Annotated in this window: 1 protein-coding gene; it reads left to right on the top strand. The window is 34.9% G+C overall.

Translation table 11 applies throughout. The annotated features are described in order from the left end of the window. The first annotated feature begins 151 nt into the window (after positions 1–151). Complete coding sequence (locus FTU44_RS15055) at positions 152–589, top strand: hypothetical protein (RefSeq protein ID WP_180051323.1); 438 nt, start codon at positions 152–154, stop codon at positions 587–589. Positions 590–1085 lie beyond the last annotated feature (496 nt).

Raw genomic sequence — 1085 nt, 5'->3', positions numbered from 1 at the left:
GTGTACACAGTGCACTGGGTTATGTATCGCCTTTTGAGTTTGAAGCAATGTACTATGATAAGATTAACCCGTTAGGTCAGGTGGCCTAACTTAAATAAAAAGTCTCCGACAAACCCGGTACGGTTCACCTATTCCAAGCACACCACACTCAATGTTTAGAAAGCTAGAAAATTGCTATAATATTGGTATTAACCATAGAGATGCAGATGAGTACTGGCATTTATATGTAAAGACTACGGACTGTAATAAACAATCTCTACCCGAGAATGAATGGCGTGTCCGTGCGGAGAAGAATATCAAACGCAATATTCTCAACCAAATGGACAATCGCCTAGTAAATATCAAAACGGTCTTATTAAATGGATTCAAAGGGCTTAGTTTTACACAGTTGACAGCTAACGCTTCCAAACATTTAACTGATGAATATAAAAATACTGTTAGAGCTTTTGGAACAGAGATCCCAACTTACTATGACAAAAATCGGCATAAGAAAAATTTGCCTGAATCCACGAAAAAACATGGCGAACTTAATCAACTCGTTTCGAGCGCCGTGCATAATTTAGTTCGCAATTTTACTATCAGTGCCTGATAACAGTAACCCTGCCGTAACCTATGTTAATCAAGGTTTACGGCTATATTTATATATTTGGTCTGCCTAATAACTTATAAGTTCTTATAAGTTATTAATGATATAACACGAGGCAAACTTAATATTCTTTTTACTATAAGTTAACAGGTTTTTATCTTAAAGAGCGAAGTCTTAGGAATTCTCGACATAAACCTATGTAATGCATTTATAAAAATTGAAATTTCTCATACATTCTTATACTTTTCAACGCACAAATTAAAGCTTGAAAATTGGCAAATTGCAGAGTTATAGTACTTCAAAAGACAACACAAGATCATTTCTAATTTTATAACCCTAACTTATATAGTGAAGAGGAATTTCTCTAAGTGGATAGAGGTGGTCCCACTTGTTTGAACAACTAAAAGCGTATTTATAAGTGATATTCCGCTCTAGTTAAGCCACCTTGTTTTGTTGGGGTAGCTGATCATAGTAAAACTCATTTGGTGTCATTTTGTCT

Origin of the sequence: Acinetobacter sp. YH12105, from assembly GCF_013419095.1 — a bacterium.
GTDB classification, from domain to species: Bacteria; Pseudomonadota; Gammaproteobacteria; order Pseudomonadales; family Moraxellaceae; genus Acinetobacter; species Acinetobacter pseudolwoffii.
The sequence above is the reverse complement of the archived record's forward strand: the minus strand, read 5'-3'. Positions and strand labels throughout refer to the sequence as shown.

Coding starts and splice junctions, on each gene's coding strand:
- FTU44_RS15055 (WP_180051323.1), top strand. CDS start 152: ATGTTTAGAAAGCTAGAAAATTGCTATAATATTGGTATTAACCATAGA.